Here is a 908-nt window from a genome sequence, read left to right as displayed (position 1 = left end):
GGCCTAGACCGACACAGGGAGCACCGCCATGACAGTCAAGATCGTGATCGGACACCGGCTCGGCAAGGGCCACGCGGTCGCCGAGGGCGTACGCGCCGCGGGCGGCGAGCCCGTCCTCATCGCCGGACCCGGCGCCGACATGAAGGTCGGCGACGTGATGGCCGCCGAGGGTGCCGATCTCGGCATCTCCTTCTGCGGCAGCGGCGGCGCGGGCGCCGTCACCGCCAAGGCCAAGTACGGGCACGACATCGAGTTCGGGATGCGCTCCGCCCAGGCCGGCGTCACCGCCGTCGAACAGGGGCGCACCGTCCTCGGGTTCGGGTTCCTCGACAGCGAGGAACTGGGCTTCAAGGTGACCGAGGCGCTCTTGAAGAAGCTCGGGAAGGAAGCGTCGTGAACCAGTCCCGGCACACCCTGCGGCTGAGCGGGTCCGGACCGACCCGCGAGAAGGCCTTCGCCACGGCCATCGGCCAGGTCCAGTCCGAGGTCGCCCGGCTCACCGACGGGGTGAACTTCCGTGTGGAGCCCCTCGAACTGGACGTCGTCTCGGCGGTCGAGCACCGCTGGACCGAGCGTTTCCTCGGCCTGCTCTTCCCGCGCACCCGGCAGCGGTTCGAGATCACGCTGAGCATCCAGGTCCAGGTGGCCTCGCTCGACCTGGACGCCCTCGACTTCACGGTGCGCGAGGAGCGGCTCTCGCCGGTCCGGCACGCCCTGCACATGAGGTGACCCGATGAACGACACCCTCACCGTCCTCCTGGAGTCGCTCGTCATCGGAGGCCTCATCGGCTTCGGCGCGAGCGCGGGCGTCGCCCGCATGTTCCACGCGCCGAAGGTCCAGGGCATGGGCGCCTTCCGCACCCTGGGCGAGCTCAACGCCTGCCAGAACGACCCCGTCGCCCACTTCT

At 70.2% G+C, this 908-nt stretch carries 2 protein-coding genes; both read left to right on the top strand.

Going from position 1 to position 908, the window contains the following annotated elements; translation table 11 throughout:
• Positions 1-28: 28 nt before the first annotated feature.
• The gene (locus tag GTW43_RS22695; RefSeq protein ID WP_161303867.1) at positions 29-397 is read left to right on the top strand and encodes an SFCGS family glycine-rich protein; all 369 of its coding nucleotides are present in this window, start codon (positions 29-31) and stop codon (positions 395-397) included.
• Complete coding sequence (locus GTW43_RS22690; RefSeq protein ID WP_161303866.1) at positions 394-729, top strand: DUF4312 family protein; 336 nt, start codon at positions 394-396, stop codon at positions 727-729. Before GTW43_RS22695 ends, GTW43_RS22690 begins: the two co-directional genes overlap by 4 nt.
• Positions 730-908 lie beyond the last annotated feature (179 nt).

The organism is Streptomyces sp. SID5785, from assembly GCF_009870065.1.
In the GTDB taxonomy this organism is placed as follows: Bacteria; Actinomycetota; Actinomycetes; order Streptomycetales; family Streptomycetaceae; genus Streptomyces.
Note: the sequence above shows the minus strand (reverse complement) of the source record. Positions and strands in the feature narration are given on the sequence as shown.